The organism is Amycolatopsis viridis (assembly GCF_011758765.1).
Classification (GTDB): domain Bacteria; phylum Actinomycetota; class Actinomycetes; order Mycobacteriales; family Pseudonocardiaceae; genus Amycolatopsis_E; species Amycolatopsis_E viridis.
On record NZ_JAANOU010000001.1, the window covers coordinates 430321 to 456463 of the forward strand.

General features: G+C 71.1%; 26 protein-coding genes. 9 read left to right on the forward strand and 17 right to left on the reverse strand.

All coding sequences use genetic code 11. The features are described 5' to 3' along the window. Nucleotides 1-111: 111 nt before the first annotated feature. On the reverse strand, nt 112-1503 hold the full coding sequence (locus tag FHX46_RS02150; RefSeq protein WP_167110152.1) for an FAD-binding oxidoreductase: 1392 nt from the start codon (nt 1501-1503) through the stop codon (nt 112-114). Between the two features lie 209 nt (nt 1504-1712). Between FHX46_RS02150 and FHX46_RS02155 the strand changes: the two genes are divergently transcribed. From FHX46_RS02155 to FHX46_RS02170, 4 genes are all read left to right on the forward strand, one after another. Then, the gene (locus tag FHX46_RS02155) at nt 1713-2237 is read left to right on the forward strand and encodes a MarR family winged helix-turn-helix transcriptional regulator (RefSeq protein ID WP_167110154.1); all 525 of its coding nucleotides are present in this window, start codon (nt 1713-1715) and stop codon (nt 2235-2237) included. Beyond that, a complete protein-coding gene (locus FHX46_RS02160) occupies nt 2234-4873 on the forward strand; it encodes an MFS transporter (RefSeq protein WP_167110156.1) in 2640 nt (879 codons plus the stop codon). The genes FHX46_RS02155 and FHX46_RS02160 overlap by 4 nt, the downstream gene beginning before the upstream one ends. Further along, nucleotides 4870-5691 (forward strand): YceI family protein, encoded by an 822-nt coding sequence (locus tag FHX46_RS02165; protein WP_167110158.1) that lies wholly within the window; start codon nt 4870-4872, stop codon nt 5689-5691. The genes FHX46_RS02160 and FHX46_RS02165 overlap by 4 nt, the downstream gene beginning before the upstream one ends. Before the next feature lie 112 nt (nt 5692-5803). Next, nucleotides 5804-6484, forward strand: a complete 681-nt coding sequence (locus tag FHX46_RS02170; protein ID WP_167110160.1) for a DedA family protein — start codon at nt 5804-5806, stop codon at nt 6482-6484. Between the two features lie 4 nt (nt 6485-6488). Here the strand turns inward: FHX46_RS02170 and FHX46_RS02175 are convergent, their stop codons facing one another. After that, on the reverse strand, nt 6489-6902 hold the full coding sequence (locus FHX46_RS02175) for a VOC family protein (protein ID WP_167110162.1): 414 nt from the start codon (nt 6900-6902) through the stop codon (nt 6489-6491). A 106-nt stretch (nt 6903-7008) separates the two neighbouring features. Between FHX46_RS02175 and FHX46_RS02180 the strand changes: the two genes are divergently transcribed. Continuing rightward, nucleotides 7009-7470 (forward strand): GNAT family N-acetyltransferase, encoded by a 462-nt coding sequence (locus FHX46_RS02180; protein WP_208399972.1) that lies wholly within the window; start codon nt 7009-7011, stop codon nt 7468-7470. 54 nt (nt 7471-7524) lie between these two features. Here the strand turns inward: FHX46_RS02180 and FHX46_RS02185 are convergent, their stop codons facing one another. The 5 genes from FHX46_RS02185 to FHX46_RS02205 are packed head-to-tail and all read right to left on the reverse strand — an operon-like array spanning nt 7525 to nt 11810. Next, entirely contained in the window at nt 7525-8172 is a 648-nt protein-coding gene (locus FHX46_RS02185) for a nucleoside/nucleotide kinase family protein (RefSeq protein WP_167102684.1), read from the reverse strand. Then, nucleotides 8169-9008, reverse strand: a complete 840-nt coding sequence (locus FHX46_RS02190; RefSeq protein WP_167110164.1) for a PfkB family carbohydrate kinase — start codon at nt 9006-9008, stop codon at nt 8169-8171. The genes FHX46_RS02185 and FHX46_RS02190 overlap by 4 nt, the downstream gene beginning before the upstream one ends. After that, on the reverse strand, nt 9005-9811 hold the full coding sequence (locus FHX46_RS02195; RefSeq protein ID WP_167110166.1) for an ATP-binding cassette domain-containing protein: 807 nt from the start codon (nt 9809-9811) through the stop codon (nt 9005-9007). Before FHX46_RS02195 ends, FHX46_RS02190 begins: the two co-directional genes overlap by 4 nt. Beyond that, nucleotides 9808-10803: an ABC transporter permease gene (locus FHX46_RS02200; protein WP_167110168.1), complete on the reverse strand. Its 996-nt coding sequence runs from the start codon at nt 10801-10803 to the stop codon at nt 9808-9810. Before FHX46_RS02200 ends, FHX46_RS02195 begins: the two co-directional genes overlap by 4 nt. After that, complete coding sequence (locus FHX46_RS02205) at nt 10800-11810, reverse strand: substrate-binding domain-containing protein (RefSeq protein ID WP_167110169.1); 1011 nt, start codon at nt 11808-11810, stop codon at nt 10800-10802. Before FHX46_RS02205 ends, FHX46_RS02200 begins: the two co-directional genes overlap by 4 nt. Nucleotides 11811-11936: 126 nt before the next feature. Here FHX46_RS02205 and FHX46_RS02210 point away from each other — a divergent pair, with 126 nt between their 5' ends. Both FHX46_RS02210 and FHX46_RS02215 read left to right on the forward strand, forming a co-directional pair. Then, nucleotides 11937-12947 carry a LacI family DNA-binding transcriptional regulator gene (locus FHX46_RS02210; protein ID WP_167110171.1) on the forward strand — a complete coding sequence of 337 codons (1011 nt, stop codon included), beginning with the start codon at nt 11937-11939 and terminating at the stop codon, nt 12945-12947. 232 nt (nt 12948-13179) lie between these two features. Continuing rightward, nucleotides 13180-13377 carry a hypothetical protein gene (locus FHX46_RS02215; RefSeq protein ID WP_167110173.1) on the forward strand — a complete coding sequence of 66 codons (198 nt, stop codon included), beginning with the start codon at nt 13180-13182 and terminating at the stop codon, nt 13375-13377. Nucleotides 13378-13596: 219 nt separating this feature from the next. On the opposite strand, the gene FHX46_RS02220 is transcribed toward FHX46_RS02215, so the two are convergent. Beyond that, on the reverse strand, nt 13597-14586 hold the full coding sequence (locus FHX46_RS02220) for a glycoside hydrolase family 76 protein (RefSeq protein ID WP_167110175.1): 990 nt from the start codon (nt 14584-14586) through the stop codon (nt 13597-13599). A 58-nt stretch (nt 14587-14644) separates the two neighbouring features. Beyond that, on the reverse strand, nt 14645-15295 hold the full coding sequence (locus FHX46_RS02225; RefSeq protein ID WP_167110177.1) for an RNA methyltransferase: 651 nt from the start codon (nt 15293-15295) through the stop codon (nt 14645-14647). 208 nt (nt 15296-15503) lie between these two features. Here FHX46_RS02225 and FHX46_RS02230 point away from each other — a divergent pair, with 208 nt between their 5' ends. After that, nucleotides 15504-15905, forward strand: a complete 402-nt coding sequence (locus tag FHX46_RS02230; RefSeq protein ID WP_167110179.1) for a hypothetical protein — start codon at nt 15504-15506, stop codon at nt 15903-15905. A 165-nt stretch (nt 15906-16070) separates the two neighbouring features. On the opposite strand, the gene FHX46_RS02235 is transcribed toward FHX46_RS02230, so the two are convergent. The 3 genes from FHX46_RS02235 to FHX46_RS02245 form a co-directional block, all read right to left on the reverse strand. Beyond that, nucleotides 16071-16496: a DUF2784 domain-containing protein gene (locus FHX46_RS02235; protein ID WP_167110181.1), complete on the reverse strand. Its 426-nt coding sequence runs from the start codon at nt 16494-16496 to the stop codon at nt 16071-16073. A 77-nt stretch (nt 16497-16573) separates the two neighbouring features. Then, entirely contained in the window at nt 16574-17134 is a 561-nt protein-coding gene (pyrE, locus tag FHX46_RS02240; protein ID WP_167110183.1) for an orotate phosphoribosyltransferase, read from the reverse strand. Between the two features lie 21 nt (nt 17135-17155). Next, complete coding sequence (locus FHX46_RS02245; RefSeq protein ID WP_167110186.1) at nt 17156-18130, reverse strand: helix-turn-helix transcriptional regulator; 975 nt, start codon at nt 18128-18130, stop codon at nt 17156-17158. A gap of 90 nt (nt 18131-18220) precedes the next feature. On the opposite strand from FHX46_RS02245, the gene FHX46_RS02250 reads away from it, so the two are divergent. After that, nucleotides 18221-18742 carry a DinB family protein gene (locus FHX46_RS02250; protein ID WP_167110188.1) on the forward strand — a complete coding sequence of 174 codons (522 nt, stop codon included), beginning with the start codon at nt 18221-18223 and terminating at the stop codon, nt 18740-18742. On the opposite strand, the gene FHX46_RS02255 is transcribed toward FHX46_RS02250, so the two are convergent. The 5 genes from FHX46_RS02255 to FHX46_RS02275 all read right to left on the reverse strand — a co-directional run bounded on the left by FHX46_RS02255 (nt 18739) and on the right by FHX46_RS02275 (nt 26124). Next, a complete protein-coding gene (locus FHX46_RS02255; protein WP_167110190.1) occupies nt 18739-19503 on the reverse strand; it encodes an SDR family NAD(P)-dependent oxidoreductase in 765 nt (254 codons plus the stop codon). The genes FHX46_RS02250 and FHX46_RS02255 overlap by 4 nt on opposite strands. Then, nucleotides 19500-20222 (reverse strand): hypothetical protein, encoded by a 723-nt coding sequence (locus FHX46_RS02260; protein WP_167110192.1) that lies wholly within the window; start codon nt 20220-20222, stop codon nt 19500-19502. The genes FHX46_RS02255 and FHX46_RS02260 overlap by 4 nt, the downstream gene beginning before the upstream one ends. Nucleotides 20223-20282: 60 nt before the next feature. After that, entirely contained in the window at nt 20283-22886 is a 2604-nt protein-coding gene (gene clpB / locus FHX46_RS02265; RefSeq protein WP_167110194.1) for an ATP-dependent chaperone ClpB, read from the reverse strand. Nucleotides 22887-23182: 296 nt separating this feature from the next. Then, complete coding sequence (locus FHX46_RS02270; protein ID WP_167110196.1) at nt 23183-23779, reverse strand: HEAT repeat domain-containing protein; 597 nt, start codon at nt 23777-23779, stop codon at nt 23183-23185. Nucleotides 23780-23826: 47 nt separating this feature from the next. Beyond that, a complete protein-coding gene (locus FHX46_RS02275) occupies nt 23827-26124 on the reverse strand; it encodes an MFS transporter (RefSeq protein WP_208400441.1) in 2298 nt (765 codons plus the stop codon). Nucleotides 26125-26143 lie beyond the last annotated feature (19 nt).

Genomic DNA, 26143 nt, shown 5'->3' on the forward strand with positions numbered 1-26143 from the left:
ATGCGAGCCAACACGGCAGGGACGACGGCGAGGAGTGCCGGCTCGGTCCGCATCAGGGCCCTGGGCAGCTCGACGTTCTTGTACTACAGCCCGCCGCCGGTCGGCGCGGGCTCAGCTCATCGAGAACATCGAGCCCGGGTTGAACAGGTTCTCCGGGTCGAGCGCCTGCTTGATCTGCCGGTGCACGCGCATCCCGACCGGCCCGATCTCGCGCTCCAGCCACTCCCGCTTGATCTTGCCGACGCCGTGCTCGCCGGTCACCGTGCCGCCCAGCGCCAGTCCCACCCGCAGGATCTCGTCGAACGCCCGTCGCGCCCGCGCGAACTCGTCCGCCGAGCCGGGCTGGTAGACGATCGTCGGGTGCATGTTGCCGTCGCCGGCGTGCCCGACCACCGCGATGCGCAGGCCGACCTCCTCGCTGATGCGCTGGCACCCGGCGATCAGCTCGGCGATCCGCGTGCGCGGCACCGAGACGTCGTCGGTCAGCCACACGCCGTACTGCTCCAGCGCGGTCAGCACCACCCGTCGCGCCTGCATCAGCATGCGGCCCTCCTCGAGGTCGTCGGTGGCGTACACCATCGTCGCGCCGCTGTCGGCGCAGATCTGCTCGAGCGCGGCGAGTTCCCGGCGCGCCGCCTCGCCGCCCGAGTCGGACTGGCACAGCAGCAGCGCCTGGCACTCGGATCCGGCGCCGAGGTCGGTCTTCAGGTACGTCTCGGCCGCCTTGATCGAGCTGGCGTCCATGATCTCCATCAGGGACGGCACCAGCCCTTCGCGCACGGTGCGCGCCACCGCGGCGCCGGCGGCCTCGGTGGTGTCGAAGCCCGCGACCAGCGTCGCCGGCGCCTGCGGCAACGGCCGCAACGCCAGCGTGGCCTGCGTGATCACACCGAGCGTGCCCTCGCTGCCCACGAACAGCCGGGCCAGGTCGTACCCGGCGACGCCCTTGACGGTGCGCCGGCCGGTCTTCAGCAGCGACCCGTCGGCCAGCACGACCTCCAGCCCGAGCACGGAGTCGGTGGTCACGCCGTACTTCACGCAGCACAGGCCGCCGGCGTTGGTGGAGAGGTTGCCGCCGATCGTGCACCAGTCGTAGCTGGACGGGTCCGGCGGGTAGAACAGCCCGCGCTTCTCCACCGCGTTGCGGAAGTCGAGGTTGACCACGCCCGGCTGGACCACCGCGAGCCGGTTCCCCGCGTCGATCTCGACGATCCGGTCCAGCTTGGTCATCACCAGCACCACGCAGCCGTCGATCGCGTTCGCCGCGCCGGACAGCCCGCTGCCCGCGCCGCGCGGCACGATCGGCACCTTCGCCGCCGCGCAGGCCCGGACCACCGCCTGCACGCCCTCGGTGTCGGAGGGCAGTACCACCGCCAGCGGCCGCCCGGAGGGGGCCAGCGGCATCATGTCGCGGGCGTAGCTGCCGGTGACGTCGGCGTCCGTCAGAACGGCGTCCCTGCCCAGCTCGGCGCGGAGGGTCGTCAGCAAAGCGTCGGTGCTCATGCATCTATGGTAGTGCGGTCACGTTCGCAGTGCGGAAAAACTTTTCCACCCAGGGCGCGGAAATTCAGTTGCCTGTGGCAACTAAAGTGTCATCGACCACAACGGCGTTATTTGACTGGCGCAACCAACTATCCGGGGTGCATCCTTGACGTAAGCAACTAGTTGCTTCGGTCAATTAAGACAACCCGCACGAAGAGAGTGATCCGGCCATGCCATCACGCGTCGAGGAAGCGGCCTTCACCGACACCGAGCTCGACATCGCCGACGAGCTCGGCGTGCAGCTCGTCCGGTTCATGCGCCTGCTCACCAAGGCCAAGTCCCAGGTGGCCAAGCTCGGTCCGGACGGGATCGAGCGCGCGGCGTACGCCATTCTCTTCCAGCTCGTCCACGACGGGCCGCAGCGCACCAGCAGGCTCGCCGACGCTCTGCACGCCGAGATCTCCACGATCAGCAGGCAGAGCAGCTCGCTGGTCCAGCACGGCCTGGTCGAGCGCCTGGCCGACCCGGAGGACGGGCGCGCCTGCCTGCTCGCCCCGACCCAGGAGGGCCTGCGCGTGTTCGAGGAGAACCGCAAGCAGCGCAACCGCTGGCTCGCCGAGGTGCTCGCGGAGTGGCCGGAGGAGGAACGCCGGGTCCTGAACAAGCTCCTCGACCGGCTCAACACGGGGATCGAAGCGCACGCTCCACATCTCGCCGACCAGATCTCGGCACGCACCAAGGGGGAAAACGCATGACACGCGCCTCACGAGAACAACCGGCGCCGATGGGCGGCGCCGTCGCGGACGAAGGCCCGCGCCTGACCCACAAACAGATCCTGACCATCCTCAGTGGACTCCTGCTGGGGATGTTCCTGGCGGCGCTGGACCAGAACATCGTCAGCGTCGCGATCGTCCGGATCGCCAACGACCTGCACGGCTTCGACCAGCAGGCGTGGGCGACCACGGCGTACCTGATCACCGCGACCATCGCGACGCCGTTGTACGGCAAGCTGTCCGACATCTACGGGCGCAAGCCGTTCTACCTGACCGCGATCGCGTTGTTCGTGGTCGGCTCCGCCGCGTGCACGTTCGCCAACTCGATGTACGAGCTGGCCGCGTTCCGGGCGTTCCAGGGCCTGGGCGCCGGCGGTCTGATGTCGCTCGCCATGACCATCGTCGGCGACGTGGTGCCGGCCCGGGAACGGGTCAAGTACCAGGGCTACTTCATGATGGTGTTCGGTAGCGCGACCGTGCTCGGCCCGGTGCTGGGCGGCCTGTTCTCCGGCTTCGACACCCTCGGCGGCCTCGACGGGTGGCGCTGGATCTTCCTGATCAACGTGCCGATCGGCGCGCTCGCGCTGGCGGTCGTGGCGAAGGTGCTGAACGTGCCGCACCAGCGGCAGGACCACCGCATCGACTGGTTCGGCGCGGGCTCGCTGGCCATCGCCGTGGTGCCGCTGCTGCTGGTCGCCGAGCAGGGCCGCAGCTGGGGCTGGGGCTCGACGACCTCGGTGATCTGCTACGCCGTCGCCGCGTTCGGCGTCGTGCTGTTCCTGTTCGTCGAGTACGTGATGAAGGACGAGGCGCTCATCCCGCTGCGGCTGTTCCGCAACTCGACCTTCAGCGTCTCGATCGGTGGCGGCACCCTCGTCGGTATCGGCATGTTCGGGTCGATCAGCATGATCCCGCTGTACTTCCAGGTCGTGCGGGGTTACTCGCCGACCCAGGCGGGCCTGCTGATGCTGCCGCTGGTCCTGGGCATCATGACCGGCTCGCAGATCTCCGGCCGGATCACCGCGAAGACCGGGCGGTACAAGATCCTGCCGGTGATCGGCACCGTGCTGATCGCCGCGGGTGCCGCGCTCTACGCGCAGGTGCACTACGACAGCCCGCTGTGGCAGCCGCTGCTGATCGCGCTGCTCATCGGCCTGGGCCTGGGTGGCTGCATGCAGACGCTGATCATCGCCGCGCAGAACGCCGGCCCGCGCCGCGACATGGGTGTGTCGACCGCGTCGGCGACGTTCTTCCGGCAGATGGGCGGCACCCTGGGTGTCGCGGTCTTCCTGACCATCCTGTTCAACCTGCTGCCGGGCAAGATCGCCGACGCGTTCGGCGGCGCGCTCCCGAAGGGCTTCGACCAGGGCCAGCTGGGTGCGCTGCAGGCGGACACCAGCGGGCTGCACAACCTGCCCGACGCGGTCCGGGTGCCGATCCTGACCGGGTTCACCAACTCGATGCACGGCGTCTTCTACGTCGCCGGTGGCGTGGCCCTGCTGGCCGCGGTGGTGCTGGCGTTCATGAAGGAGATCCCGCTCGCCGGTGGTCCCGCCGCCAAGCCCGCGCCGCCGGTCGAGGGTGGCGAGGCCCTGCTGCCTGCCGAGGACGCGCAGGCCACGCAGGCCACCGCGGAGGACACCTGGGCGGACGCGGACGCCGCGTTCGAGCAGGAGCGCGAACCGGTTCTCGTCGGCGGGAAGCATGCGCTGAGTGAGAACGGGCACGGCGAGTACCAGCTCACCGGGCAGACCGCGCCGATCACGAACGCGGTCGCCAGCGCCGGGGAGGAGCAGGCCCTGGGCACCGGCGGGCAGGCCATCAACGGCACCGTGCGGCGCCAGGACGGCAGCCCGGTCGGTGGCGCTGCGCTGACCCTGATCGACCAGCGGGGCCGTCAGGTCTCGCGGGCGACCGGTGGTGGCGACGGCGGCTACCGCATCAGCGCGCCGGGCACCGGCACGTACGTGCTGATCGTGTCCGCGGCCGGGCACCAGCCGCAGGCGGCCAGCGTGGTCGTCGGGGGCGGGCCGGCCCGGCTGGACCTGACCCTCATCGGCTCGGGCGAGGTGAGCGGCGTGGTCCGGGTTGCGGGCAAGGCTGTGCCGCTGCCGGGCGCCACCGTGACGCTGACCGACTCGCGCGGTGAAGTCACCGGCGCCGCGATCAGCGACGCTGACGGCGGGTACGTGTTCCGCGGCGTCGGGTCGGGCATCTACACGCTGGTGGCCAGCGCCGACCGGATGCGCCCGGTCGCGTCCCTGATCAGCGTGCCGGACAGCGGCGTGCTGCACCAGGACATCGAGATCGCGGCGGCTGTGGTGCTGGCCGGGACCGCCCGGACCGACAGCGGTCGGCCGGTGCCGGACGCGCGGATCACGGTCCTGGACGCCGACGGCAACGTCGCCTCGGTCGCCCGGACGGATGAAAACGGCGAGTACGTCGTCACCGATCTGCCGGAAGGTGACTACACCGTCGTCGCCAGCGGGTACCCGCCGGCGACGAGCCAGGTGAACCTGCCGGGTGGTGGGGACGTCCAGCACGACGTGCGGCTGGGCTACGAGCAGGTGCTCGACCAGCTCGGCGACCCGGCCGGCAGCGGGGCGGAGAGGTCATGAGCGGATTGCGCGCGCAGATCCACACGGCCGAAGGCTGGGCGGTGGAGAACGCGGTCCTGACGGTGACGGACATGAGCGGCCAGCAGGTCGCGCGTGCCGTTGCCGACGCCACGGGAGCGGTGGTCACCCCACCGCTGCCCGCGGGCGTCTACACCGCGGTCCTCACCGCCGCCGGGTACGCCCCGCTCGCCCGGACCGCGCAGGTCGGATCGGACGGTTCGGGTTCGCTCGGCGAGCTGGTGGTGACGCCGATGGCCGGAGCCATCGAGCTGCCGCCGCCCGGTCCGTGGACCATCGACCCGGTGCACTCCAGCGCCGTGGCGACGGCCCGGCACCTCGGGATCGCCAGCATCAAGGCCCGGTTCTCCGACATCAGCGGCCGCATCGACATCGCGCGGCCGGCCGAGCGGTCCCGGGTCGAGGCCGAGATCAAGGCCGCGAGCATCGACACCGGCATCAAGATGCGTGACGACCACCTGCGGTCGCCGGAGTTCCTGGACGTCGAGACCCATCCGATGATCGGGTTCGTCAGCACCGGCATGCGGCAGCGCGGCGCGGACACCTGGACCCTCGCCGGTGAGCTGACGCTGCACGGCGAGCGCAAGGCGATCGAGATGGAGCTGACCTACGGCGGTTACGGACCCGACCCGTGGGGTGGGATGCGCGTGGCGTTCCACGCGGAGACGCAATTGCACCGCAACGATTTCGCGATCAACTACAACGCGATGGTGCGGGCCGGGGTCGCCGCGATCGGCTCGAACATCAAGATCGAACTCGACATCGAAGCCGTTCAGGGCGAGTCGTTACCGCAAATGTGAGCCGGTTGCGCGGTCGCGCGTTTTCGTCAACGCGCGACCGCGTTCCGTAACGATCGACGCAATTCCGCCGCACGGTTGAGTGCTGTTCGCTCGCGGCACGTAGGCTTTCCGGGTGACTTTCGACTTCGCCGCGTCCGAAGCCGTCGGCGTGGGCTGGTTGGACACGGCCGGCCCGCTGCTGGTCTGGGTCATCGTGCTCAGCTTCGTGTTCGTCGAATGCGCCCTCATCATCGGGCTGTTCCTGCCCGGTGACTCGCTGCTGTTCGCGGCCGGGGTGGTGCTCGCCTCGCACGGCGCGGACGCGAGCGCCTGGCTGCTGTCGGTGGCTGCGCTGGTTGTGGCGGTGGTCGGCAACCAGGTCGGGTACTACATCGGACAGCAGACCGGGGTCCGGTTCATCGCCCGGCGCGGGGGCAAGGTCCTCAACCGGCGCAACCTCGACCGGGCCAGGGAGTTCCTCGACCGCAAGGGCTTCCTCGCGATCGTCGCCGCCCGGTGGATCCCCTGGGTCCGCACGCTGGCGCCGCTGATCGCCGGCGCGGCCCGCATGAACCCGCGCCGCTTCGTGCTCGCCACCGCGCTCGGCGGCGTGTTCTGGGTGCCCACGCTGGTCCTGCTCGGCTACTACGGCGCCGGCTTGCTGGACACGATCCCGTGGGTGAAGACGGTGCTGGTGTGGCTGTCGGTCGCGTTCTTCGTGTTCGGCACCGGCTACGGCGTGTTCCGCTACCGGCAGGAGATGCGCCGCCCGGTCGAGGACGAGCCGGACCAGGAATACCCGGCCGCGGCCTAGCACGTCACGAGTCGATGCCGGCCCAGACCTCGAGCTGGATGCCGTCCGGGTCGCGGAACACCACGACCGCCGAACCCGGCAGCGTCCGCGACGCCTTCGCCGGGCTGTACTCCACCCCGTAGTCCGCGAGCCGCTGCTCCCACTGCTTCAGCTCGGCGTAGGTGCCCACCGTGAACGCCACGTGGTCCAGCCCGGTCCGCCGCTCGTCGAACGGACCGCGCTCGGTGTCCGGGTGCTGCAACAGCACCACCGAGAACGCCTCGCCGGGCGCCTGGAGGCGGACCTTGCGCAGCCCGGTCGCCGGGTCCTCCCGCCGACCCGTCTCCCGCAGGTCCAGCACCCGCTCGTACCAGGGCACGCTCCGGTCGACGTCGGTCACCGTGAGGGCCAGGTGGTGCACTCCGGTCAACTTCGGCATACCGTCCCTCTCACCCGTTCGAGCCCCTCCGTCGGTACAACGTGCCACACGGGTTCCCGGTTTCCGCGGGACGTACCTGTGGACAACCGGGAGATTCATCCACAGGGTGTGGACAGCTTCCTGGCTCGTCCTCGTCAGCGATCCAGGAGCCGGAGATGGATCGCCGAGCAGATCGGCCCGTCGACACTCCGCCCGCAGCTGGGCTGCTGGGTCTTCTTACTCCTTCGCTGTGACCGATGCCGACGATGCGGTGCTGGGAAACGTTGCGCTAGGCGCGGTTGACCAGGTGCACGGCACCGGATGGGTGTCGTACTGGACCACCTCTGCCGCGCGCGGACGGGGAGTGGCCACCAGAGCAGGTGCCGCCGTGGCCGAATGGGCCGTCACCGACGTCGGCCTGTTCCGGCTGGAGCTGGGGCACCGGATGAACAACCCGGCGTCGTGCCGGGTTGCCACGCGCGCCGGGTTCCCGGCTGAGGGCGTGCAGCGCCAGAAGCTCGTGTACGACGGTGTGCGTCACGACGTGGAGCTGCACGCCCGCCTGGCCACGGATCCCGTCCCCAGCTGATGGCTCGCGCCGCGTCTCCCCGCTCCGGCGCGGCCGGACCAGCTGAGCGCCGCTTCAGATCACGAAGTTCTGCAGCGGCAGGTTCTCCAGCACCAGGTCGGCCCGGCTCGCGGTGGTCTCGATCAGGTCGGCGTTGCGCTGGTCGCTGCCCAGGGCCCGGCCCTTCGCCTCGACCAGGGTGCGGCCGTAGCGGCGGTGCCGGTTGACCAGCCGTTCGATCCGCTCCTGCTCGTCCGGCTTCAGGAACCACACCTCCTCGAGCAGCCCGGGCACCTCGCGCCACGGCTCCTCGTCGACCAGCAGGTAGTTGCCCTCGGTGATGACCAGCGGAACCTCCGGCGGCACGCACACCGCGCCGGCGATCGGCTCCTCGATCTCGCGCCGGAACAGCGGCGCGTACACCGTCTCGCTGGTCTCCTTGATGCGGCGCAGCAGGTTCACGTAGCCGTGCGAGTCGAACGTGTCCGGCGCACCCTTGCGCTCGGTGCGGCCCAGCCGCTGCAGCTCGACCTGCGCGAGGTGGAACCCGTCCATCCCGACCACGACCGCGCGGTTGCCGAGCGCGTCGGCCAGCCCGCGGGCCAGGGTGGTCTTGCCGGCCGCGGGCGCGCCCACGATCCCCAGGATGGATCGCCTGCCCCGCGTCACCAGGCCCTCGGCCCTGGTCAGCAGCTCGTCGAACGTCGGACTCGTCACCGTCATCGCACTCCCAACTTCCGCACTTCCGGGACCCACGCCCGGGGTCCCGCGTGCCGCACCTTCGTCGCGGCCACCTCGTTGGCGAACCGGATCAGCTCCGGCAGCCGAAACCGTCCCACGCCGTACGCCAGCGCGCCGTGCCAGACGTCACCCGCGCCCAGCGTGTCCACCGCGCGCACGCGCGGCACCTCGATCTCACCAGCACCGTCCGCCGTTTCCCAGCGCACCGGCCGCGGCCCGTCGGTCACCACGACCGCGGGCACGCCGCGTTCCCGCAAACCCGGCCCCGGGGCGCGGAAGTGCGCCGAGCAGGCCGCGATGCCGACCAGCGGCAGCAGGTCGTCCAGCACCGGTTTCCAGCTGCCCGCGTCCAGCACGACCGGGATGCCGCGCTCGCGCGCCCACCGCGCCACACCGAGTGCCAGCCGCGGCAGGTGCCCGTCGACCAGCACCACCCGGACGTCGTCCGGCAGTTCGCCGGGCATCGCGCCGGGGTGCTGCCCGGCGTTGCGGGACACCACCGTCCGCTCGCCGTCGCGGTCGCGCACCGCCACGGCGCTCACCGCGGGCGGTTCGTCCTGCTCGGGGGCGATGTCGGCGACCCGCACGCCGTGCGCGGACAGGTCGGCGCGGGCCAGCCCGGCGAGCGGGTGCCGGCCCAGTGCCGTCACCAGGACGGCCTCCTCGCCGAGGGCCGCGACCGTCACGGCGGCGTTGGTCGCCGGTCCACCCGCGGCCACCTCGACGCCCAGCGACTGCACCTTCTCGCCCGCCGCCGGCAGCTCCGCCACCCGCTGCACGAGGTCGACCGTGCACAGCCCCGCGAGCAGGACCGTCATGCCGACAGTCCGGTGTGGATCGCCGACTCGACTTCCGTCACCTGCCCGTCCTCGTCGACCCGCAGCGCGCCGGTGATCAGCCCGACCACCTGGTTCATGCTCGTCGTCTTCGGTGACACCACCGCGACGCGGCGGCCCAGCCGGTGCACGTGGATGCGGTCGGCGATCTCGAAGACGTGCGGCATGTTGTGGCTGATCAGCACGACCGGCAGGCCGCGCTCCCGGATGCGGTCGATCAGCTGGAGCACCTTCGCCGATTCGGCGACGCCGAGCGCGGCGGTCGGCTCGTCCATGATCACCGCCTTGGTGCCGAACGCCGCGGCCCGGGCCACGGCGACACCCTGCCGCTGGCCACCGGAGAGTGTCTCGACCGGCTGCGTGATCGACTTGATCTTGATGTCCAGCTCGTCCAGCACCCGCTGGGCCTCGGCGCGCATCTTCGCCGTGTCCAGCTTGCGCACCAGCCCGAGCACCCCGCCGCGGCGGATCTCCCGGCCCAGGAACATGTTCGTCGCGATGTCCTGCGCCGGCGCGAGCGCCAGGTCCTGGTACACGGTCTCGATGCCGCACCGGCGCGCGTCCAGCGGTGTCCGGAAGTGCACCGGTTCGCCGTCGACGAAGATCTCCCCGGAGTCCGGCACCAGTGCCCCGGACAGCGCCTTGATCAGGCTCGACTTGCCGGCACCGTTGTCGCCGACCACGGCGAGCACCTCGCCCGGTTCCAGGTCGAAGTCCGCGCCGTCGAGGGCGGTGACGCGGCCGAAGCGCTTGACCAGGCCGCGCGCCGAAAGGGTGGGGGTCATTTCTTCCTCCTGGCGAGCCGGTCCACGGCCACCGCGGCGATGACCAGCGCACCGGTGGCGACGTCCTGGTACAGCGAGTCGACGCCGAGCTGGGTCAGTCCGGAGCGGAGCACGGTCACGATCAACGCGCCCATCATCGTGCCGAACACCGATCCGCGTCCGCCGAACAGGCTGGTGCCGCCGAGCACGACCGCGGTGATCGAGTCGAGGTTGCCCAGCTGGTAGGCGTTCGGGTCGGCGTTGGGCACCCGGCCGAGCGCCTGCCACGCGGCGATGCCGAAGATCAGCCCGGCCACCAGGTACACGGACACGATCGTCCGGTTGACCTTGATGCCGGTCAGCCGCGCCGACTCGGGCGCGTTGCCGACCGCGTAGACGTGCTTGCCCCACGCGGTCCGGGTCAGCGCGTACCACAGCACGAGGTACATGACCAGCGCGAGCGTCATCCCGTAGGTGACCGGGATGCCGCCGAACAGGTAGCGGCGGGTGCCCAGCCAGGCGGGCAGCGAGCCGGGCGCGATGGGCACCGCCTGCCCGCCCGCGACGAGCTTGCCCGCCGCGGTCAGCATCGTGAACAGGCCGAGCGTGACGATGAACGGCGGCAGCTTGATCCGGGTGACCAGGGAGCCGGTGACCAGCCCGAGCAGGGATGTGACCAGCACGCCGAGGATCAGCGCGAAGATCCCGGGCACGCCGCCGACCAGCAGTTTCGCCATCAGCAGCGTCGCCAGGACCATGGCCGCGGCGTTCGACAGGTCGATGCCGGCGGTGAGGATGATCAGCGTCTGCCCGAGCGCGAGCGTGCCGACCACCAGCGACTGCTCGACCACCAGCGACAGGTTGTCCAGGTCCAGGAACGTGCTGGTGGACACCGAGAACACGACGACCGCGACGACCAGCGCGAGCGCGGGCCCGATGGCGGGGGCGCGCAGGAAGAACTCGCCGAGGCTCTCGCGTTCGCCCCGGTCCACCGTGGTGGTTGTGGCTGTCATTTCGTCCCCCAGCAGTTCTGCAGGCCCCACTCGGTGTTCTGGCTGGCCACGCCGGGCATCGGGTGGTCGGTGATGACGACGGAGCCGGTGTCGATGAACCCGCTCGGCTTCTGCCCGGTCCTGGCGTACCGCACGGCGGCGGTGACGCCCTCCTCGGCCATCTTGCGCGGGAACTGCATGACCGTGGCCGCGTACAAGCCGTCGCGCACGTTCTGCACGCCCTGGCAGCCGCCGTCGATCGAACCCATCACGAGCTGCCCCGCCAGGCCCCGCGCCTGCAACGCCGCGTACGCGCCCCGCGCGGTCGGCTCGTTCATCGTGTAGACGGCGTCGATGTCGGTGGTGCGCTGGAGCAGGTTCTCCATCTTCTGCTGGGCGATGGACTGGTCGCCGTTGGCGTTGTCCCGGCCCACGATCGCCGGATCACCGTCGGAGAGCCCGCTGCCCTCGAGGAACCCGTTGTGCCGGTAGGTGTCCACGGTGCTGCCCGCGGTGCCGTCGATCATGATCACCTTCGGCGGGCGGCCCCCGAGCGCGGCCTTGACGTAGGCGCCCTGCTGGCGGCCGGCCGCGACGTTGTCCGTGGCGTAGGTGGCGTCCACCGCGCTCGCCGGTTCGGTCGCGGTGTCCAGCGCGATCACCAGCACCCCCTCCTGCCGGGCCCTGGCGATGGCGGCGAGCACGCCGGTGGAGGAGTTCGGGGTGATCAGGATCGTGGTGACGCCCTGCTGGACCATGTTCTCGATGGCCCGGACCTGGCCGTCGTTGTCGCCGTCGAACTGGCCGGCCAGCGCCATGAAGGCGGCGCCCTGAGCCTGCGCGGCAGCGCTCGCCGCGTTGCGCAGCTCGACGAAGTACGGGTTGGTTTCGGTCTTCGTCACCAGGCCGACCTTGGCCTGGCCACTGCCCGCCGGGGCCGAGTTCCCGCCCCAGTGGCGCTCGACGGTGCACCCGCTGACGGCCAGCACGCCGGCCGTGACGAGGCACAGGAGACTCCGCTGTCTCACTGGCTCACGCTGCCCTCCGCATCGAGGCTGATCACATTGCCGATCGGGACGGTAGGAGGGCTTACACTCTTCGGCAAGCGTTTGCGCAAACGCTTGCGGACCGTTCGCGCTCGTTGGAGAACCCTGATGCCGTCCAGGCCCACCCAAAAGGACGTCGCCGACCTCGCCGGCGTCTCGATCACCACCGTCTCACACGTGGTGAACGGGACCCGCGCGGTGGCCCCGGAAACCAAGGCCGCGGTGCTGCGCGCCATCGAGGAAACCGGCTACACCGGGGACGCGGTCGCCCGCTCGCTGGTCACCGGCGGCACCCGGCAGATCGGGGTCGCGATCTCGCTGCTGGCCAACCCCTACTTCGCGGCGCTCATGCAGGCCATCGAACGCGAGGCGGCCGCCGCCGGCTACACCGTGCTGCTCGCCGACACCCACGACACGGTCAAGACCGAGCAGGAGACCGTGCGGACGCTGCGGTCCCGGCGGGTCGAAGGCATGCTGCTCACCCCGGCCGCGGGCGACGGGCGCGTGATCAGCGAGCTGGTGTCGCTCGGGCTGCCGACCGTGCTGATCGACCGGCTCACCATGCGCGCCGACGTGGACCAGGTCGGATCGGAGAACATCCAGTCGACGTCCGCGCTCACCGAGCACCTGGCGTCGCTGGGGCACCGGCGGATCGGGTTCGTGGGCGGCATGCCCGGGCTCGCCACGTCGGAGGAGCGCACGCTCGGCTACCGGCTCGGCCTCGGGCGCGGGGGCCTGTCCTGGAACCCGGAGCTGGTGGTGCCGGGGCATTCGTCGCGGGAGGGCGGTGCGGCGGCGACGGCGAAGCTGCTGGCGTTACCGGACCGGCCGACGGCCCTGGTGGTGGCGAACGATTCGATGATGGTCGGCGTGCTGCACGAGATCCGCCGGCGCGGCCTGGTGGTCGGGCGGGACCTCGCGCTGGCCGGGTTCGACGACGTCGAGTGGTCGGACCTGGTCGAGCCGCCGCTGACCACGATGGCCCAGCCCATCGAGGAGATCGGGCGGCGCGCCGTGCGGCTGCTGCTGGCGCGGATCGCGGAGCCGGAGCGGCCGTTCGAGACGGTGCGGTTGCCGCCCCGGTTGATGCACCGCGCGTCCTGCGGGTGCGGCTTGTAGGACGCCTGCCGTGCCGCGGTCGGACAGCCGAGTCCGCGGCGGGAGCTGAGGAACAGGGCCCCCTGTGGTACGACCCTCGAGGTAGCGGGGCAGCAGCCGGGCACTGCGGGTCTGCCAGGTGATCACGTCGGCGGCGCCCCCTTGTGCCGGACCCGGCGTGGTAGCCGCGAAACGGGCACGGAACCACGATCGCCGCTTCCGCGTCCCACCCGGACCGGGAGAGAGGAATCCGGTGGGGGTATCCGACATCATCTTCGGACTCGTGTTCGTGCCACTGGGGCTCTGGATAATCATCAACCCGCGGTCCGTGTGCGAGCCGTCCGACCGGCGCGGCGGCGGCCGCGAGTACACCCAGCAGGAACTGGTGCTCGCCCGCCTCGCGGGTGCCGCGGGCATCCTGCTTTACGTGGCCGCGGTCATCTTGTTCTGAGCGCTCGCGCGCAGCCGGTCCGGCCGCAGCCCGAGCTGGGTGGTGGCTGGTGCGCAGGCAGTCCGGGCAGGTGAAGCTGCGTTGCTGCGGCACCGCGCTGGGCACGCCGGTCAGCCCTCGCAGCCGGGCCGCTTCCACGTCCGCGTCGTCATCATCGCGGCGTTCGCGCTGCCGCCCGCCGCCCGCACCTGATCCCGTGCCGGGCGTCGGCGGGGGCGGTCACAGGGTGGCTGCGGCTTCCAGGAGCATCCAGGCGCCCAGTTGCACCGAGAGGTCCCGCGCCGGGTCGCCGGCCGGCGGTGGCGGCGGTGGCGCGGGCGCGCTCCATTCCGGGCCGAACAGCGGACCGCCGGCCGCGTCGGCGGCACCGGTCCAGGCGGCCTCCGCCGAGGCGAGCACCAACGACCGCGCCGCGTCGGCCTCCGGACCGGCGGGCAGGCGGTGCGCGGCCAGCGCCAGGTAGCGCGCCAGGATCCCGGCGAACAGGCCGCCGTCCCCGCCGCCCTGGCCGCGCAGCACCCCGCCCGGCGCGCAGTGCGCCGCCACCGCCCGGACGGTCCGGCCTGCTCTGTCCAGTTCGGACATTTCCAGGCAGGTGCCGAGGAAGACCCCCTGGCAGTAGGTGTAGATCTCCTGGACCAGGTCGTGACTGTCCACCCGTAACCCGTCCCACACCAGGCCGGTGTCCGGGTCGACGAGCGTCTTCTCCATCCAGTCCAGCAGTTCCCGCGCGCGGGCCACGTCCCCGGCCCGTGCGAACAGGATCGCTGCCGGGCCGTTCGACGGCGCGTTCTTGAACCGGTCCCCGCGCCGCCACCAGATTCCGCCACCGCCCTCCGGCGACCACCCCGACCGCAGCTCACCGAGGAAGAAGCCCACGTCCCGCCCGGTGCGCTGGAGCGCGAGCCCGAGCCACGCCAGGTCGTCGTAGTAGTCGTTGCGCCAGTTGCCGAAGTTGCGCAGCCGCATCGACGACACGAACCGGTCGATCGCCGCCGCCCGCGCGGGAGTGGGGTCGCGCAACTGGGCGTCGACGAGGCAGTCCAGGAAATGCGCCTGCCACCAGTAGTTCCAGTGCCGGTGCACCCGCTGGCCGGGAGTCGCCGGCCAACCGCTCCGCGCGAGCAGCGTGCCCGGCAGGCCCCAGAGGCGGCGCAGGTGCCGGGTGACGATCGCCCGTTCCGCGGCGGCGGCCCAGTCGCTGTGCATGACCCCCATCATGGTTGCGCGCCGGGCATCGCGCTGAGCACGGCTTCTGCCAGGCCGGCTACCAGGCGCTGGCCAGGTCGGCGTGCTGCTGGATCCAGGCGTGCATGACGATGCCGGCGGCGACCCCGGCGTTGATCGAGCGGGTGGAGCCGAACTGCGCGATCGAGACGACCATCGCGGCCGCGTCGTGGGCTTCGGCCGACAGGCCGGGTCCTTCCTGCCCGAACAGCAGCACACACGCCCGCGGCAGGTCGGCGGTCTCGATGCGCTGCGCACCCGGGGTGTTGTCGACCGCCACGATCGTCAGCGCGCGGTCGTGCGCGTACGCGGCGAGCGAGGGGACGTCCGGGTGGTGTTCGAGGTGCTGGTAGCGGTCGGTGACCATCGCGCCCCGCCGGTTCCAGCGGCGCCGTCCCACGATGTGCACCGCGGCCGCCGCGAACGCGTTCGCGGTGCGCACCACCGTGCCGATGTTGTGGTCGTGCTGGAAGTTCTCGATCGCCACGTGGAACGGGTGCCGCCTGCGGTCGATGTCCGCGACGATCGCCTCCCGCCGCCAGTACCGGTAGGCATCCACGACGTTGCGCCGGTCGCCGTCGGCGAGCAGCTCCGGGTCGTAACGCTCGTCGGCGGGCCATTCGCCCGCCCACGGGCCGACGCCCACGGGTTCCCGGGCGGTCCATTCGGTCGGGCCGGCCTCTTCGTTCATGCCACGATCATGCGCCGCGCCCGATCCGCGCGGCGATCCGCGGTCACATCGCCGCGGTTCGCGACCTGGGCCGTTCGCGCGGGCCGGTTGCCCCCGCACCCCGCTGATCGGGGCACCGCAGTCGACGAGGCTGTTGAGCAATCCTCTTGTGGGACAAGTGATCAAACTGATACTTTCGCGCTCCGCTCCCGACCGGAAAGGCGGCACGATGGAACTCCGCAGGACTTTGCTCGCCGCAGGTGCCGTCGCCGCGACCGCCACGGCGGTGCTGGCCGGCACCAGCACCGCCGCGGCCGCCGCCTATTCCCCGCCCGGGGGCTGGGACCACATCTGGCGGGCCGCTGATGGCACCGCAGTGGTGTACGTCGAGGAGCACGGCGACGTGATCAAACTGTGCGACACGAAGAGGAACTCGTTCGGTGCGTTTCTAGCGGTGTGGAAGAACGGCTCCATCATCACCAACTGGACAGCCGGCGACGGGGGCTGCAAGACGCACCAGGCGTCGGAGGGCAAGCCGTACGACCTCCCGGAAGGAGTGCGGATCGAGCTGCGGTTCCACGGCACAGCAGGGGGCCCGGACACGAGGCAGTCCTTCACCAACGACCACTGAGCCGCCCGCGGGCGCGATCGGCTGCGTCCCCGGAAGGGTCTCCGCCGGGCCACCGGCCCGGGCCGCCTGAGGCAGTTCCCGAGCATCCCGGAACCTCCCGGTGAGCGCGAGCATGCCGTGATCTTTCGGCGTTCTCCGCGTAGCGCCCGGACCTCGCGTGGTGTCCTATGCCTGCCGCATCGCGTGTGCCGGCGGGTGTTCCCGGTGCTTCCAGCGCAGGTACGCGCCCGCGTAGGAGAAGACCACCAGCGCCAGCGCCACCGCGGCCACCACCGGCAGCATCGACCGCGGGAACACCGTGCCGTAGATGTAGTAGGCGTTGAACCCGCCGGGGAGCGGACCGAGCCCCTGCAGCTCGCGGAAATAGTCCTCGAGCGCGGTGAGCGGGCAGGGGATCGGTAACACGTTCACGGCCACGCCCCAGATGGCGAAGAACACATGCACGAAAATGCTGCGCGGCCACCGCCAGGCGAGAAACCCGCCGAGACCGATGTAAAGCAGTGCCAGAATGTGCACCCCGACCGTGATGTCGGCCAGCACCCTAGCGGTCGTCACGCCGCCCCCTTCCCGCGAATCCCCTGGTCCCGACATTACTCCCGATCAAGGTAGGAATGCCGACTCGAATTCCGGAGATCACTTCGGGGTTTCCCCCTAGGGGGCGGCGGTAATCACAGTCCGAGGTCGTCCAGGTTCAGCAAGTAGCGATAGGTGAGGCCCTCCTTCTCAATGGCCTCACGGGCACCGGTGTCGCGGTCGACCACCGTCGCCACGCCGACCACCGTCGCCCCGGCCTCGGTGAGCGCCTCGACGGCGGTCAGCACGCTGCCGCCGGTGGTCGAGGTGTCCTCCACCGCCAGCACGCGCTGCCCGGCGACCTCGATGCCCTCGATGCGGCGCTGCATGCCGTGCGACTTGGTGGCCTTGCGCACCACGAACGCGTCGAGCACCTTCCCGTCGGCCGCGGCGGAGTGCAGCATCGCGGTCGCCACCGGATCCGCGCCGAGTGTGAGCCCGCCCACCGCCACGTAGTCCCAGTCGGCCGTCAGCTGACGCATGAGCCGGCCGATGAGCGGGGCCGCCGCGTGGTGCAGCGTGGCCCGCCGCAGGTCGATGTAGTAGTCGGCCTCCTTGCCGGAGGCCAGCACCACCTTGCCGTGCACCACCGACAGCTCGGTGACGAGACGTGCCAGTTCCAACTTCGCGGTTCGATCCAACGCCGGGTTAGCCACGTCCGGAAGTCTTACACACGGCTACGACATTCCCGCGCGTGCGCACGCCCGGTCGAACCGCGCGGCCCACTCACGCAGCTGGTCCCGCAGCTCGGGCGGCCCGACGACCCGGAACTCCGCGCCGAGCGAGCCGAGCGCCAGCGCGGGCCAGTCCAGGGAGGCGGTGGTCATGCGGATCCGGCAGTGCTCCGCGCCGGCCTCCTCGACCGTCGCCCACCGGCCGATCCGGTCCCGCACCACGGCGGCAGGCAGCTCGACGACGACCTCCACCTCGTACGGCCGCGGCAGCGCCCCGAGCGCGTTGCGGACGAACTCGGCCGCGTCGGCCGCGGGCAGTTCCCGCGGCCGGAACCGCGCACCGGTGCCGCGTGGCTCGCTGAGCCGGTCGACGCGGAAGCTGCGCCAGTCGTGCCGGGTCAGGTCGTAGGCGACCAGGTACCACTGGCGGCCCAGCGGGACCAGCCGCAGCGGTTCGACCTCGCGCGCCGACCCGCGGCCGCCGGCATCGGTGTAGGCGAACCGGATGCGCTCGCCGTCCCGGCAGGCGAGTGCGATCGCGGTGAGCACGCCCGGGTCGATGCGGGGCGCGGAGGTGCCGGGCCACACGGCCGGCACGGTCATCTCCCGCAGCGCGTCGACCCGGCGGCGCAGGCGGGCCGGCATCACCTGCGTCACCTTCGCCAGCGCCCGGACCGAGGACTCGGCGAGGCCGTCGGCCGAGTTCTGCGCGGCCGTCTGGAGGCCGACCGTCAACGCGACCGCCTCGTCGTCGTCCACGACGAGCGGCGGCAGCGAGGCGCCCGCGGCGAGCTGGTAACCACCGTCGACGCCGCGCTGCGCCTCCACCGGATATCCCAGCTCGCGCAGGCGGTCGATGTCGCGGCGCAGCGTCCGCGGCGAGACGCCCAGCCGGTCCGCCAGCTCGCTGCCCGGCCAGTACCGGTGGGTCTGCAGCAGGGACAGCAACCGCAGCGTCCGGGAGCTCGTGTTCGCCATGGTTCCGATTCTCGCCCAATTCAGGCCAGAAAGTGGCCGGTATGCCACCTATCGTGGTCTCACCAGGGAAAACGAGGAAGGGAACACGAGATGACCACCGCCGAGACCACCACCGGTGAGCGCGCCGACCTGCTGGCCGCGCTCGCCAAGCACCGCTTCTTCCTGACCTTCACCACCCGCGGCCTGACCGACGAGCAGGCTCGCCTGCGGACCACCGTGAGCGAGCTGTGCCTGGGCGGGCTGATCAAGCACGTCACGTCGGTCGAGCGGGACTGGGCGGCCTTCATCGTCGAGGGCGCCTCCGCGATGCCGAACTTCGCGGAGATGACCGAGGCGGACTTCAAGCAGCGGGAGGACGGCTTCAAGCTGCTGCCCGACGAGACACTGGCGGGCGTACTCGCCGCTTACGAGGAAGTCGCGCGCCGCACCGACGAGCTGGTCGCCACCGTGGACCTGGACGCGGTCCAGGAGCTGCCGAAGGCGCCCTGGAACACCGAGCGGGCGTGGTCCGCGCGCCGGGTGCTGCTGCACATCATCGCCGAGACCGCCCAGCACGCCGGCCACGCCGACATCATCCGCGAGTCCCTGGACGGCCAGAAGACGATGGGCTAGGTGCGGTCGCGGCCGGCGACCAGGCTGGAGATGCGCCGCAGCAATCCCCGCGGCAGCAGGCCGCCGATCGCCACGATCGCCTTGTACTGCGGCGACGGAACGGAGATGACCTTCCCGCGCCGCAGGTCCGCGAGGCCCTCGGCGACCACCCGGTCGGGGGAGAGCCAGAACGCCTTCGGGCCCGGCTTGGCCAGACCGGCGCGCGCGTGGAACTCCGTCTCGGTGAACCCGGGGCACAGCGCCGTCATCCGGATCCCGGCCGGCAGTGCCGCGGCGATGCCCTCGGTGAACGACGTGACCCAGTTCTTGCTCGCCGTGTACGTCGAGCCGCGGCCGGAGAAGAACCCGGCCACACTGGAGACGTTGATGATGTCGCCGCGGCCACGCTCGATCATGCCGGGCAGGGCCGCGCGCGTCAGCCGCAGCACCGCGGTCACGTTCACGTCCAGCTGCGCCTGCAACTCGTCCACCGGCGCGGTCCAGAACTCGCCCGCCAGGCCGAAACCGGCGTTGTTGACCAGCAGATCGACCGGGTCGGCGGCCAGCCGCGCCTCGACGGCGGCCCGGCCGTCCGTGGTGGCCAGGTCCGCGGGCAGCGCGGTGGCCGTGACCCGGTGCCGTTGCGCGAGCTCCCCGGCAAGCGCTTCCAGCCGCTCCGCGTTCCGCGCGACCAGGACCAGGTCGTAGCCCTCCTCGGCGAGGCGGCGGGCGAAGGCGGCGCCGATACCGGCGGTCGCGCCGGTGACCAGCGCCGTGCTCACGGCACCGGCCCGGCGGGCGGCGTGCTCAGGCCGGGCTGCCCGGAATCGCCGGGCTGCCAGTGCCGTCCACCGGCGGCGTACTCGTCGTCGAACGGGTCGACGATGTCGGCGATCTCGCCGAGGTCGCGGAGCAGGCGCTCCAGCCGGGACGGCCCGGCCTGCGGCGCGACGCTGGCGAGCACCCACTCGTTCTCCAGCCACGCCACGCCGACGTCCCCGCCGAGCGCGTCGGCCGCGTCCACGAGCTCCTGGGTGATGACCGCGCGGGCGCCCTCCGGGTCGTCGGCGAACGCGTACCGCTGGCCGACCGGGCCGAGCAGCTCCGGCATGTCCGACCGCTGGAACGGCACGCTCGCCAGCCACAGCTCGACGAGCACCGGGTGCACCCGGTTGCACCGCACCGCCACCACGACCGCCGGGATCTGCCCGTCGGCTTCGATGTCGAACACGAACACCGGGCGGCGGCCGTCGGCGGTGAAGGTGGACCCGACGACGACGTTGACCGCCGTCTCGGCCCGGAAGTAGCCGAGCGCGCCACCGGACCACTGCCGGACGAGCCGCTCGTCCTCCTCGGCGAACTGCCATCCGCGCAGGTCGGACCAGCGCATCCGCTCCCGGTTGCGGGAGCCCTCCCTGGTCCGGTCCACGGCGAGCAGCAGCAGACCCGCCACCAGTGCGACGGCGGCGATGACGAACCAGACCCACGCCGGAATACCCACGGGGGTGAGGGTAGCGCGCTGGGCCGCTGAACCAAGGTCAGCGGCCCGTGTCGCAACCCGTTAGTCCGCCCGGGTGACCACCAGCGTGTCGCCGGAGTCCAGGTCGGGCACGTCCACGCGGACCGTGTCGCCGTCCCGGACCTCGCCGGCCAGCAGCTTCTTCGCCAGCTGGTCACCGATGGCCGACTGCACCAGCCGGCGCAGCGGGCGGGCACCGTAGATCGGGTCGAACCCGTTGAGCGCGAGCCAGTCGCGCGCGGCCGGGGTGACGTCGAGGCTGAGCCGGCGCTGCGCCAGCCGCTGGGCCAGCTTCGCCACCTGGATGTCCACAATGGAGGTCAGCTGCTCGGTGTCCAGCGAGTGGAACACGACGATGTCGTCCAGCCGGTTCAGGAACTCCGGCTTGAAGTGCCGCTGCACCGTGGACAGCACCGCATCCCGCCGCTGCCGCTCGTCGAGCGAGGCGTCCGCGATCGCCTGCGAACCGAGGTTCGAGGTCAGGATCAGGATGGTGTTGCGGAAGTCGACCGTGCGGCCCTGGCCGTCGGTCAGCCGGCCGTCGTCGAGCACCTGCAGCAGCACGTCGAACACGTCCGGGTGCGCCTTCTCCACCTCGTCCAGCAGCACCACCGAGTACGGCCGCCGCCGCACGGCCTCGGTCAGCTGGCCGCCCTGGTCGTAGCCGACGTACCCCGGGGGCGCGCCGACCAGCCGCGCGACGCTGTGCTTCTCGCTGTACTCGCTCATGTCGATGCGGGTCATCGCGCGCTCGTCGTCGAACAGGAACTCCGCCAGCGCCTTGGCCAGCTCGGTCTTGCCGACCCCGGTCGGGCCGAGGAACAGGAAGGAGCCGGTCGGCCGGTCCGGGTCGGCGACCCCGGCGCGCGTGCGCCGCACCGCGTCCGACACCGCCTGCACGGCCTCGCGCTGGCCGACGACCCGCCTGCCGAGCTCCTCCTCCATCCGGAGCAGCTTGCCGGTCTCGCCCTCGAGCAGGCGGCCGGCCGGGATGCCGGTCCAGGCGGAGACCACGTCGGCCACGTCGTCGCTGCCGACCTCTTCCTTGAGCATGACGTCGGCCCCGGACGAGCTGTCCGCGGAGTTGCGCTGCGCCTCCTCCAGCTCCTTCTCCAGCGCCGGGATCCGGCCGTACCGCAGCTCGGCCGCGCGGCCCAGGTCGGCGTCGCGCTCGGCCCGGTCGGCCTCGCCGCGCAGCTGCTCCAGCTGTTCCTTGAGCTCGCGGACCTTCTCGATCGAGCCCTTCTCGTTCTGCCAGCGGGCGGTGAGGGCGGACAGCTCCTCGCGCTTCTCGGCCAGCTCGGCGCGCAGCGCGGCCAGCCGCTCGATCGAGGCCGGGTCCTCCTCCTTGGCCAGGGCCATCTCCTCGATCTCCAGGCGCCGCACGGCGCGCTCGACCTCGTCGATCTCGACGGGCCGGGAGTCGATCTCCATGCGGAGCCGGGACGCGGCCTCGTCGACCAGGTCGATCGCCTTGTCCGGGAGGAACCGCGCGGTGATGTAGCGGTCGGACAGCGTCGCGGCCGACACCAGCGCGGCGTCGGTGATGCGGACACCGTGGTGCACCTCGTAGCGCTCTTTGAGGCCGCGCAGGATGCCGATGGTGTCCTCCACCGATGGCTCGCCGACCAGCACCTGCTGGAAGCGCCGCTCCAGGGCGGCGTCCTTCTCGATGTGCTGGCGGTACTCGTCCAGGGTGGTCGCGCCGACCATGCGCAGCTCGCCGCGGGCGAGCATCGGCTTGATCATGTTGCCGGCGTCCATCGCGCCTTCACCGGTCGCGCCGGCGCCGACGATGGTGTGCAGCTCGTCGATGAACGTGATGACCTGACCGGCCGACTCGGTGATCTCCTTGAGCACGGCCTTGAGGCGCTCCTCGAACTCGCCGCGGTACTTCGCGCCGGCGACCATCGAACCCAGGTCCAGTGCCACGACCCGCTTGCCGCGCAACGACTCCGGGACGTCACCGGCCACGATCCGCTGGGCCAGTCCCTCGACGATCGCAGTCTTGCCGACGCCCGGCTCACCGATCAGCACGGGGTTGTTCTTCGTGCGCCGCGACAGCACCTGGACCACGCGGCGGATCTCGGCGTCCCGGCCGATCACCGGGTCCAGCTCGCCCTTGCGGGCGCGGTCGGTCAGGTCGACGCCGTACTTCTCCAGCGCCTGGAACGTGCCCTCCGGGTCGGGGCTGGTGATGCGGGCGGAACCGCGCACCTTGGTGAACGCCTCGCGCAGCGCGTCCGGCGTGGCGCCGTGCCGCTTGAGCAGGTCGGCCACCTGACCGCCCTCGGCCGCCAGACCCACCATCAGGTGTTCCGTGGAGACGTACTCGTCACCCAGTTCGGTGGCGAGCTTCTGCGCGTGCGTCAGCGACTTGACCGCGGGCGGGTCGAACTGCGGGTTGGACACGGTCGCGCCGGTCGCCGAGGGCAGTGCCTGCGTGATCGGCTCCAGCTCCTTGTGCACCTGACGCGGGTCGGCGCCCACCGCCGTCAGCAGCGGGCCGGCCAGCCCGTCGCCCTGCGCGAGCAACGCACCGAGCAGGTGTGCGGCGGTGACGCTGGGGTTGCCCGCCACGGTCGCCGCCTGCGCCGCCGACGAAATCGCCTGCTGGGTCTTCGTCGTCGGGTTGAAAGCGTCCATCCCACACTCCATGTCGCGACTGCCTGCCGGAGACCCTCCTCCAGGTCCCTCGACAAGTACAACGGCAACAAACTTGAGTGTGTTCCGCTCAACCTCAACTTCTTCGGAAGAGCCAGGAGACAGCTTGCGGGGGACAGAGGCGGCCTTCGCGAGTCCGGTGGACGTCGGGGATCACGGGTTGGAGGTCCCCGCTGACCAGAGGGACCCGTGCCGGTCACTGCCGATGCTGTGTGAAGCCGGGTGAGCTGGGACGTCGCGCGGTGAGCGGTCGCCGGCCACGCCGGCATCGACCGGTGTCAGGTCGCCTTCGGCAGGCCCAGCCCTTCCAGCAGATGTTCTGCGCTGCGGCGAACATCGTGGTCCGGGTCGTTTTCCTTGAGAAAACGCGCAACGGAGCGCACGATCGACCAGCTCGCCAGATAACCCATAGCCACGAGGAGCGCTTGGCGCACATCGGCGTGCCGGTCACGTGCGAGTTCCTGGATGGCCGTTACGATTTGCGGGTCTTCGTTACTCGGTGCGGAGGCCGCGGTCAGATAAACGGCGTGGATCTTCTCATCGGAGGTGCGCGCGGTTCGAAGAAATTCAAAGGATTCCTCGATGGTCCAGCAAGGGAGCGCGGACCGGAGAATTTGAGCGGCCTCCGCCGCTTGCGCTCCTTGGACAACGAGGTACCGGAGTTCGAGGTAGGGGTCCTCGAGAAATGTGATGACCGTTCCGCCGTCCTTTGTCACCCAGACCTGACGTTGCGGGGATTCGCTCTCCCGGGTGGCCGAGTGAATGTGCCACTTCTTGTCGTAGGCGACATAACCCACCTGATCCCTGCTCACGTCGCGCTTCAACACAATGCGCGCACCTGACATGCGTGTCCCTTTTCTGCTCAACTCGGCCATGAGGTTCGCCGATGAAGTTACCGAAGAATCACTCGACCGCTGCTGAGTCAGCAGTTCGACGGATGCGTCAGTTCCACGTCACGCGCCAGCGGGGCGCCGGCGACGACCTCGAGCGGCGCGGCCACCGGGGCGTAACCGCTGGTCACGAGCGTGTAGTCGCCCGCGGGGAGGTCGGTGAAGGCGTACCGGCCCGCCTCGTCGGTCAGGGTCATCGCGACCACCTCGCCGGCCGCGTCGAGCAGCGTCACCTGGGCCTCGGCGATCGGCCGGTCGTCGCGGCCGGCCCGGACGACACCGCTGAGCCGCGCGGTCGGCACCAGGTCGACGTCGTGCGTGGTCTGCCCGCCCTCGATGGTCACCAGCGGCACGGCGACCGGCTGGTGGCCCGGCGCCGTGACGGTCAACGTGTGCACGCCGCCGGGCACGTCGTCGACGCGGTACCACCCGTCCCCGCCGGTGACCAGCGACGAGACGACCTCGCCCTGGTCGTCGGTCAGCACGAGCGTCGCGCCACCAACCGGCTGCCCGCTCGCCGAGCGAACCACGCCGCTCAGCCCACCGGCGCTCGCCATCTCGAGGTCCCGCCGCAGCGGCTGCCCGTCGACGGTGACCATCGCGGCGCTGGGCTGGAACCGGGCGGCAGCCGCGATCAGCAGGTAGGTGGCGTCCGGCGCAGCGGTGAGCCGGTAGCTGCCGTCCGCCGCGGTCAACGTCCGCGCCACCTGCTGCCCCGACCCGTCGGTCAGCGTCAGCGCGGCACCGGCCAGCGGACGGCCCGACGGGCCGGTCACCACGCCGTGCACCGACGAGCCGGAGGGCACCGGCGTGGCCGTCCCGGTGTCGCCGGTCTGCTCGCTCAGGTCGAGGCTGCGGCGCAGCGGCACCTCCTTCATGAACACCACCGCGATCAGCGTGACCACGGCGATGATCCCGCCGGCGAAGAAGATCGAGCCGATGCTGTCGCCGTAGGCGGCCCGCACGATCGACTGGATCGGCTCCGGCAGCGCCGCGAGGTTCAGGCTGCTGCCCGCGCTCGCGGCGCCGGCGTGGATGCCCATCGCGGCGAGCGCGCTGGACACGTGATCGCTGACCTTCACGCCGAGCAGGGCGCCCAGGGCCGACACCCCGGCCGAACCACCCAGCGTGCGGAAGAAGGTGACCACCGACGACGAGGAACCCATGTCCTTCATCGCCACCGTGTTCTGCACGACCAGCACCAGGTTCTGCATCAGCGCGCCGACGCCGAGGCCGAGCAGCGCCAGGTAGGCGCCCATCAGTACCAGGTTGGTCTGGTGGTCGATGCTGCTGAGCAGGAACAGGCTCGCGACCAGCAGCACCGCGCCGCCGAGCATCCACCCCTTGGTCTTGCCGGTGCGCGAGATGACCTGGCCGGCGATCGTCGAGGACAGGAACAGCCCCAGCATCATCGGGATGGTCATCAGACCGGCGTGCGTGGGCGAGTAGCCGCGGGAGAGCTGGTAGTACTGCCCGAGGAACACCGCGCCGCCGAACATCGCCGTGCCGACCGACAGGCTGCCGATCACCGCGAGGGTGAAGGTGCGGTTGCGGAACAACCGTAGCGGGATCACCGGGTCCGAGACCCGCGATTCGACGAGCACCGCCAGTGCCAGCGCCACGACCGCGCCCGCCACGTAGCACAGCGTCGACCAGGACCACCAGGCGAAGCTGCCGCCGGCCAGGGACACCCAGATCAGCAGCAGCGAGACGCCGCCGACGAGCAGGGTCGCGCCCAGCCAGTCGATCTTCACCTGGCGCTTGAGCACCGGCAGGTGCAGGGTCTTGCCCAGGACGATGAACGCCGCCACCGCGACCGGGACGGTGATCCAGAAGTTCCAGCGCCAGCCGAGCGGCGAGTCCACGATCACACCACCCAGCAGCGGTCCGGCGACCGTCGCCAGCGCGAACACCGCGCCGATGTAGCCGCTGTAGCGGCCGCGGTCGCGCGGGGAGATCATCGCCGCGATCACGACCTGGACCAGCGCCTGCATGCCGCCGAGGCCCAGACCCTGGACCGCGCGGAACGCGATCAGCTCGGGCATGGACTGGGAAATGCCGCCGAGCACCGAGCCGGCCGTGAAGATGACGATCGACAGCTGGTACAGCATCTTCTTGCTGAACAGGTCCGACAGCTTGCCCCAGATCGGGGTGCTCGCCGTCGAGGCCAGCAGGGTGGCGGTGACCACCCAGGTGTACTGGCTCTGCGAGCCGTCGAGGTCGGCCAGGATCGTCGGGAGTGCGTTCGAGACGATCGTGGAGGACAGCACGGCGACCAGCAGCGCCAGTAGCAGGCCGGCGAACGCGCGCCCGACCTGGCGCGGTGTCATCGCCTCCTGGTTCGCTGTG